This is a genomic window from Streptomyces sp. WAC 04229 (assembly GCF_003947455.1).
In the GTDB taxonomy this organism is placed as follows: Bacteria; Actinomycetota; Actinomycetes; order Streptomycetales; family Streptomycetaceae; genus Streptomyces.
In genome coordinates, this window is the sequence record NZ_QHJH01000257.1 from 1 (window position 1) to 8224 (window position 8224).

Genomic DNA, 8224 nt, shown 5'->3' on the forward strand with positions numbered 1-8224 from the left:
TGTATTTCAAAGGAACCTCAACCTGAACCGGATGAACCGATCAGGCCGGAGGTATCAACATATCTGGCGTTGACTTTTGGCACGCTGTTGAGTTCTCAAGGAACGGACGCTTCCTTTGTACTCACCCGAGATAATCTCTCGCGGCTTTCCTCCGGGCGCTTCCCTTCGGTGTTTCCAACACTATCAGGCTTTCCCGGTGCTTCTGACCACCATCCTGCGAGCACGCAGAAGGCGATCCAGCGATAGGATCTGATGAGTTGGTTGCTGCCGGGCGAGGACATGTTGCTTGGCATCGCTCAACCGCAGGCAGGTCAACAACAGTACACGGGGCCGCGGAACAGGTGCAAATCCCTGACGAGTGTGGTCTAGACCTCTATTCGGAACACTCGTGCGGAACCGGTACTTCCTATGACATACGCTGCTGCACAGTGTGCCGTCCGGGACAGGTAGTGACGGCTCGTACAGATCCCCGCCCTGGGAGGCTTCCCATGACCACCGTCTCGTCCCCGCTCGCAGGACGCGCCATCGGCCTCGCCGCTGTGCCCGATCCCGTCTTCTCCGGGGCCATGGTCGGCCCGGGCACCGCCATCGACCCCGTGCGCGAGCCCTCCGAGGCGGTCGCCCCCGTCGACGGCGTCATCGTTTCCCTGCACCCGCACGCCTTCGTCGTCGTCGACGACAGCGGGCACGGAGTGCTGACCCACCTCGGCATCGACACGGTGCAGCTCAACGGCGAGGGGTTCGAGCTCCTGGTGAACAAGGGCGACACCGTGGTGCGCGGCCAGGGTGTGGTGCGCTGGGACCCGGCCGGTGTCGAGGCCGCGGGCAAGTCGCCGATCTGCCCGATCGTGGCCCTGGAGGCCACGGCCGAGGCACTCGCCGAACTGCGTGAGGACGGCGACGTGAAGGCGGGCGAGAGTCTCTTCCTCTGGAAGTGACGTCGGCGCCTTCGTCAGGCGGCCTGCAGGACAACCACCGCGGCGGCGGGACCCGCCGCATGATCGGGACGGGTGAGATGGAGACAACGCTGCGAGGCGTCGGGGTGAGCCACGGTGTGGCGATCGGCGAGGTTCGGCACATGGGAACGGCGGTGCTGGAGCCGCCGGCCAAGCAGATTCCCGCCGAGGACGCGGACCGCGAGCAGGGTCGTGCCCGCAAGGCCGTGGAAGCTGTGGCCGCCGATCTCATGGCGCGCGGCAACCTGGCCGGGGGCGAGGCCCAGGCGGTCCTCGAGGCGCAGGCCATGATGGCCCAGGACCCCGAGCTGATGGCGGACGTGGAGCGGAGGATCACCGTCGGCAGCACGGCCGAGCGGGCGGTCTACGACGCCTTCGCCGCGTATCGCGCCCTGCTGGCCGGTGCCGGGGAGTACCTGGCCGGTCGGGTGGCCGACCTCGACGACGTGCGGAATCGCATCGTCGCGCGGCTGCTCGGGGTGCCGATGCCGGGTGTCCCGGACAGCGACGAGCCGTACGTCCTCATCGCGCGGGATCTCGCGCCCGCCGACACCGCGTTGCTGGACCCGACGCTGGTACTCGGCTTCGTCACCGAGGAGGGCGGGCCCACCAGCCACAGCGCGATCCTCGCGCGGGCGCTGGGTGTGCCGGCCGTCGTCGCGCTTCCTGGCGCGGGCGAGATTCCCGAGGGCACGGTCGTGGCCGTCGACGGGAGCACCGGTGAGATCTTCGTGAACCCCGACGCCGAGAAGAAGGAGCGGCTGGCTTCGGAGGCGGCCGAGCGCAAGGCGGCGCTGGCCGCCGCGACCGGCCCGGGCGCGACGTCGGACGGGCACAAGGTGCCGCTGCTCGCGAACATCGGTGGTCCCGCCGACGTACCGGCGGCGGTGGAGGCCGGGGCGGAGGGCGTCGGTCTCTTCCGTACCGAGTTCCTCTTCCTCGACGACAGCAAGAACGCGCCGACCGAAGAGAAGCAGGTCTCCGCCTACCGGCAGGTGCTGGAGGCGTTCCCCGAGGGCCGGGTCGTCGTGCGGGTGCTCGACGCCGGGGCCGACAAGCCGCTGGACTTCCTGACCCCGGGCGACGAACCGAACCCGGCGCTGGGTGTGCGGGGGCTGCGGACGCTGCTGGACCACCCGGACGTGCTGCGGACGCAGCTGACGGCGCTGGCGAAGGCCGCGGAAGGTCTGCCGGTCTACCTCGAGGTCATGGCGCCGATGGTGGCCGACCGGGCCGACGCCAAGGCGTTCGCGGACGCCTGCCGCGAGGCCGGGCTGCGGGCGAAGTTCGGCGCGATGGTGGAGATCCCGTCGGCCGCGCTGCGTGCGCGCTCGGTCCTCCAGGAGGTCGAGTTCCTGTCGCTGGGCACGAACGACCTCGCGCAGTACACCTTCGCCGCCGACCGTCAGGTCGGTGCGGTGTCCCGGCTGCAGGACCCGTGGCAGCCTGCGCTGCTCGACCTGGTCGCGCTGTCCGCCGAGGCGGCGAAGGCCGAGGGCAAGAGCTGCGGCGTGTGCGGTGAGGCCGCGTCGGATCCGCTGCTGGCGTGTGTGCTGACGGGTCTGGGTGTCACCTCCCTCTCCATGGGTGCGGCATCGCTGCCGTACGTGCGGGCGACGCTTGCGAAGTTCACGCTGGCGCAGTGCGAGCGGGCCGCCGCGGCCGCCCGGGCGGCGGAGAGCGCCGAGGAGGCGCGCAACGCTGCTCAGGCGGTGCTGTCCGGCGAGTAGCGCCGGGCGGGGCCGCGGCTGTCGCTGTGTGCGGGGCGTTCCACCTCCGGGTGGGGCGCCCCGCGGTCGTCAGTGGTGGTGTCCCCGGGGCAGGTGGTCGTCTCCGAGGTCGGGCGGGGCGCAGTAGTCGACGTTCGACTCCGGCGAGATGAGGTCGCCGTTCTCGATGTCGGTGCAGTACGCGTCGAAGACCTCGCCGGCGGTGAGGGGTTCGAGTCCGTATCCGCGCAGTCGCCAGCCGTGGATGCGGTCGGGGCCGCTCGCCGGGCTGATGCGCATGACGAGTCCGCCGGGACTGTGGGTGGCCAGGCCGAGGGCGAGGACGCTGGTGAATTCGAGGGCCTCGGCCTCGTCGAGGTGCGGGGTGCCGTCGATCTCCTCGTCGGCGTGCAGGACGGAGACGAGGTCTTCCGGGCATCCCGAGACGCTGCACACCAGGTGCCGGTTGCCCGGTGGTGCCGTCCGCAGGACCTGGAGCAGGAGGCGCGAGGCTCGGGTGAAGGCGGCTCGGCCGAGATCTTCGCCGCAGGTGCTGCACGTGCCGAGGCGGGCGAGCAGCGTGGAAGCGTACTCCCAGGTGGCCTGGCGGACGGCTTCGTCGACCAGGACGGGCAGCAGGTCGGTGAGGGGCTGGCCCTCGTAGGGGACGGTGGGTCCGTTGGTGGCGAGTTCGGCGGTGAACCGGGTCCGGCTGGCGGGGGCGTCGGGGTCGAGGCCCGCCGTGGTGCAGTAGTCGGCGTACTCCTCCGGGTCGAAGAGGGCGATCGTGGTGTGGGTGCCCTCTGCGGCGCGTGCCCTCAGGAGGGCTTCGACCTGGCGGAGATAGGCGGCGTGGTCGTGGAAGGTGAAGCTGCGGTAGCGCCGCATGGCGCGGAAGTCGTGTTCGTCGGTGAGCAGTCCGATGGTGCCCGCGATTTCGCGGCGCAGGACGCGTCGCATGGTCTGGTCGGTGTGCGCCATGTTTCCCCCTGTGCACGGTCGATCAATGCTCACTCACAGTAATCGGCGGCACTGACAATGGTGTCGGGGGGGGCGCGGCCCGGCCGGCCGCTGTCGAGGGCGGCCGACCGGTCGAGGGCCTGGTCAGGAGCGTTTGCGGGCCAGGTCCTCGTAGAAGTGGAGCAGGTCGAGGTTGTCGATGGAGCCGGGGTTGACGGCCTTGTCCAGGGGGGTGCCCTGGAGGAGGCGCTTGACCGGTACCTCGATGCGTTTGCCGGTCAGCGTGTGCGGGACGCCGGGTACCTCGATGATCTCGTCGGGGACGTGGCGCGGGGAGAGCTGTTCGCGAATGGTGCGTTTGATGCGGTCGAGCAGGGGCTCGTCGAGGGTGGCTCCTGGGGCGAGGTGCACGAACAGGGGCATCCAGTAGCCGCCGTCCGGTTGTTCGATGCCGATGACGAGGGATTCCCTGATCTCTGGGAGTCGTTCGACGGCTTCGTAGATGTCGGCGGAGCCCATGCGGACGCCCTGCCGGTTGAGGGTCGAGTCGGAGCGGCCGTGGATGACGACGGAGCCGCGTGAGGTGAGGGTGATCCAGTCGCCGTGCCGCCAGACGCCGGGGTAGGTGTCGAAGTAGCTGTCGTGGTAGCGGCTGCCGTCGGGGTCGTTCCAGAAGCGGATGGGCATCGACGGCATGGGGTTGGTGACGACCAGCTCGCCGACCTCGTCGGTGAGGGGGTTGCCCTGGGGGTCCCAGGCCTGGAGGTCGGTGCCCAGGCCCGGGGCCTGGAGTTCGCCGATGTACACGGGGAGGGTGGGGACCGCGCCCGCGAAGCAGGAGCACACGTCGGTGCCGCCGCTGACGGACGCGATCCACAGGTCCGCGCCGTTCTCGGCGAACTCGTCGTGCAGCCAGCGGAAGCCGTCGGGCGGGAGCGGGGAACCGGTGGTGGCGACGCACTGGATGCGGGAGAGGTCCAGGTCGCGGGCCGGGTGGACGTCGGCCTTGCGGCAGGCCATGACGTAGGCGGCCGAGGTGCCGAAGAGGGTGGCTCCGGTGCGTTCGGCGACGCGCCACTGGGCGTCTGTCGCCGGGAATCCGGGGCTGCCGTCGTAGAGGACGATCGTCGTTCCGGTGAGCAGACCGGAGACGAGGAAGTTCCACATCATCCAGCCGGTCGACGTGTACCAGAAGAAGCGGTCCTCGGGGCCGAGGTCGCAGTGCAGCCCGAGCTGTTTGAGGTGTTCGACCAGGATGCCGCCCTGGGACTGGACGATGGCCTTGGGCAGGCCGGTGGTGCCGGAGGAGTACAGCACCCACAGGGGGTGGTCGAAGGGCACCTGTTCGTAGACGGGTTCGGTGTCCGCGCCCGTCAGGGTGCCCCAGTCGAGTGCTCCCTCGGGGGCCTCGGTGCCGAGGAGCGGGATGTGGACCACGGCGCGCAGGGTGGGCAGTTCGCGGCGGAGTTCGGCGACGGTGTCGCGGCGGTCGTGTTCCTTGCCGCCGTAGCGGTAGCCGTCGACGGTGAACAGGACGACGGGTTCGACCTGCTGGAAGCGGTCCAGGACGCTGCGGGCGCCGAAGTCGGGGGCGCAGGAGGTCCAGACGCCGCCGACGGCCGCGGTGGCGAGGAGGGCCACCACGGCCTGGGGGATGTTCGGGAGGTAGCCGCTGACGCGGTCCCCGGGGCGGACGCCGAGGGCGCGCAGTTCGGCGGCGAGCGAGCCGACCTGGCGGCGCAGCTCGCCCCAGGTGACGGGGACGGTCTCGTGGGTCTCGTCGACGTGGAGGAGGGCCGGTTCGTCCGCGCGGGTGGCCGCGGCGCGCAGGGCGTGCTCGGCGTAGTTGAGCGTGGCGCCGGGGAACCACTGGGCTCCGGGCATCGCGCGGTCGCCCAGTACGCGCGCGTAGGGGGTCGAGAAGCGGACGTCGAACCATTCCGTGACGGCTTTCCAGAAGGCCTCCGGCTCGTCCACGGACCAGCGGTGCAGTGCGGGGTAGCCGCCGTCGGCAGGGGCGTCGTGGCGGTCGGACGCCCAGGTCTGGAACCTGGTGATCCGCGCCTGGGCGACGCGCTGGGGGTCTGGCTGCCAGAGCGGCTGAGGGGTGACGGTCGACATGGGCGGCTCCCGGACTGTGCGCGTCGTGTGCGTCCTCCGCGCACGGGCTGGGGTGTGCGCGTGACGCGGCTGACACGGACGATGCCATGTGATCGACTTCCGCACCAGGGCGTGCCCCACATAGTCGGTGTCGTGAAGATGTGGTCCCGTCACGGGTGAACGGCAGTTGAACGACGCCCCTGGGCGCGCTCGTCGATGGCAGGGTGAGCAGCATGGACGGTCGTGACCTGGTGCGTTCGATGAAGACGTTCGGTTCGGCGGGGGCGGCGCAGGGGTTGCGTAGCGTGCGGGCGGCGTGGCGCCGGAGGCGGGCCGATGCCACGGGACTGCGGCCGCGGGGTGCGGAGCGGGCGCGGGTGCCGGGGCCGATGCGGGAGGTGGAGCCCGGACCGGGGGGTGGGGTGATCCGGTTCGGGCGCTCGGAGCTGCGCATCCTCGTCGCCGTGAACGGGGCGGTCTTCTGGGGCTGGGACGGGGCCGGGCCGGAGCCGTCGTACGCGTTGGCGGGCCGTTGCCCCGAGCCGGATCCTCGGGCCGTGCTGGAGCCGGACAAGGACGGCGGCCGGCGGGTGGTCGCGGAGCGGGCCACGGTGGCCGTGTCCCGGCACGGAGCCGTCGAGGTGCGGACCCCGGGGGGCGTGGTGCTGCGGCGTGAGCTGCCGCCGCGCTGGTGGGAGCCGGTCGCCGGCGGGCCGGCGCGCTGGACGCAGCGGTCGGAGGTGGCGGCGGACGCCCGGTTCTTCGGGCTCGGCGGGCGGTCCGCGGGGCCCCGGCTGCGGGACGGCACGTACCGGCTGTGGAACACCGACTCGGGCCCGTCCTCCGTACCGGGCCCGGACCCGTCGTCCGTCACGATGCCGGTGCAGTTGGTGGTGGCCGACGCGGGGACGCATCTGGTCTTCCACGACAGCACGTGGGACGGCACGGTGGACCTGCGGGAGGGCGAGGAGGGGGCGGGCTCCGGGCACGACCGGCCCGGGCGGAGCGTGCTGCGGATGGACGGCGGTCCGCTGCGGTGCTGGGTGATGGTGGGTACGCCCGCGCGTGTGCTGCTTGCCTGGGCCTCGCTGACCGGGGCGCCGGCGTTGCCGCCGTCATGGGCGCTGGGTCACCATCACGCGTTGTGGGGGTCCGGTGACGAGGAGGAGGTCCGGCGGGTCGTCACCGGCTACCAGGAGCGTGATCTGCCGCTGGACGCGATGCACCTGGGCGTCGGTCACGCGGACGCCCACCAGGTGTTCACCGTGGACGAGGAGCGGTTCCCCAAGCTGCCGGTCCTCGCCGAGGAGCTGCGGCGGGACGGGATCCGGCTGGTGTCGGTCGTCGAACCGGCGGTGCCCGCCGTGCCCGGCAATCCGGTGTACGACGGTGGGACGCGCGAGGACGTGTTCGTCCGGGAGGCCTCCGGGCCGGTCGTCCGGGGTGCGGCACGGGCCGGGGACGTGGTCTTCCCGGATTTCACCCACGCGCGTGCGCGCGCGTGGTGGGGCGAGCGCTACGAGGAGCGCCTTGGGCAGGGGTTCGCCGGTGTGTGGCACGACCTGAACGCACCCACGTCGTTCGCCGCCTTCGGGGAGGAGACGCTGCCGCGCTCGGCGCGCCACTGGCTGGAGGGCAGGGGTGGTGACCACCGGGAGGCGCACAACGTCTACGGCCTGTGCATGGCCCGCTCCGCGTACGACGGGCTGCGGGCCCTGGCGCCCGGCGAGCGGCCGTTCCTCGTCTCGCGCTCCGGGTGGGCCGGGCTTCAGCGGTACGGCGGCACGTGGTCGGGGGACGTGGCCACGGGCTGGCCCGGGCTGCGGTCGTCGCTGGCGTCGGTGCTGGGTCTCGGACTGTGCGGGGTGCCGTATGCGGGGCCGGACGTGGGCGGGACCGACGGGAGTCCGTCGCCGGAGCTGTATCTGCGGTGGTTCCAGCTGGCGGCCCACCTGCCGTTGTTCCGCACGCACGGAGGGCCTCGGGCGGGGCGCAGGGAGCCGTGGGAGTTCGGGGCCGAGGTGCTGGAGCACGCGCGCGTGGCGCTCGCCGAGCGGCGGCGGCTGCTGCCGTACTTCGTGACGCTGGCGCATCTGGCCCGGCGTACGGGTGCGCCGTACGTGCGTCCGCTGTGGTGGTCGTCGCCGGAGGAGCGGGCGTTGCGGGAGTGCGAGGACGCGTTCCTGTTGGGTGACTCTCTGCTGGTGGCGCCGGTGCTCGATCCGGGTGCGGACCGGCGTGCGGTGCAGTTGCCGCGGGGGCGGTGGTACGACGTGGTGACGGAGCGGGCGTACGAAGGGCCGGCGCGGGTGCTCGTGGAAGCTCCGTTGGCGCGGATCCCGGTGTTCGCGCGCGCGGGAGCGGTGGTTCCGGTGCGCGGGGAGGACGGGGCGCCGGAGTTGGAGGTGTGGGCGCCCGCGCGGGGGCGGACCGGCGGTGGGCTGGTCGTGCGGGACGCGGGCGACGGGTGGGTGGAACCGGAGATCGAGCGCTACGTGT

Annotated in this window: 6 protein-coding genes; 4 read left to right on the forward strand and 2 right to left on the reverse strand. The window is 71.9% G+C overall.

Going from position 1 to position 8224, the window contains the following annotated elements; genetic code table 11:
* The 3 genes from DMH12_RS39495 to ptsP all read left to right on the forward strand — a co-directional run.
* The coding region (locus DMH12_RS39495) for a hypothetical protein (protein WP_221763151.1) at positions 1–246 on the forward strand (246 nt) is incomplete at its 5' end.
* A gap of 242 nt (positions 247–488) precedes the next feature.
* Complete coding sequence (locus DMH12_RS35375; RefSeq protein ID WP_125495409.1) at positions 489–938, forward strand: PTS glucose transporter subunit IIA; 450 nt, start codon at positions 489–491, stop codon at positions 936–938.
* 77 nt (positions 939–1015) lie between these two features.
* Entirely contained in the window at positions 1016–2686 is a 1671-nt protein-coding gene (gene ptsP, locus DMH12_RS35380; RefSeq protein WP_125495413.1) for a phosphoenolpyruvate--protein phosphotransferase, read from the forward strand.
* A gap of 69 nt (positions 2687–2755) precedes the next feature.
* Here ptsP and DMH12_RS35385 read toward each other — a convergent pair whose 3' ends face one another.
* Both DMH12_RS35385 and DMH12_RS35390 read right to left on the reverse strand, forming a co-directional pair.
* The gene (locus DMH12_RS35385) at positions 2756–3646 is read right to left on the reverse strand and encodes a hypothetical protein (protein ID WP_125495410.1); all 891 of its coding nucleotides are present in this window, start codon (positions 3644–3646) and stop codon (positions 2756–2758) included.
* 123 nt (positions 3647–3769) lie between these two features.
* The gene (locus DMH12_RS35390) at positions 3770–5746 is read right to left on the reverse strand and encodes an acetoacetate--CoA ligase (protein ID WP_125495411.1); all 1977 of its coding nucleotides are present in this window, start codon (positions 5744–5746) and stop codon (positions 3770–3772) included.
* 212 nt (positions 5747–5958) lie between these two features.
* On the opposite strand from DMH12_RS35390, the gene DMH12_RS35395 reads away from it, so the two are divergent.
* Positions 5959–8224: glycoside hydrolase family 31 protein (locus DMH12_RS35395; RefSeq protein ID WP_125495412.1), on the forward strand; the 2266-nt coding region annotated here is incomplete at its 3' end.

Coding starts and splice junctions, on each gene's coding strand:
- DMH12_RS35375 (WP_125495409.1), top strand. CDS start 489: ATGACCACCGTCTCGTCCCCGCTCGCAGGACGCGCCATCGGCCTCGCC.
- ptsP (WP_125495413.1), top strand. CDS start 1,016: ATGGAGACAACGCTGCGAGGCGTCGGGGTGAGCCACGGTGTGGCGATC.
- DMH12_RS35390 (WP_125495411.1), bottom strand. CDS start 5,746: ATGTCGACCGTCACCCCTCAGCCGCTCTGGCAGCCAGACCCCCAGCGC.
- DMH12_RS35385 (WP_125495410.1), bottom strand. CDS start 3,646: ATGGCGCACACCGACCAGACCATGCGACGCGTCCTGCGCCGCGAAATC.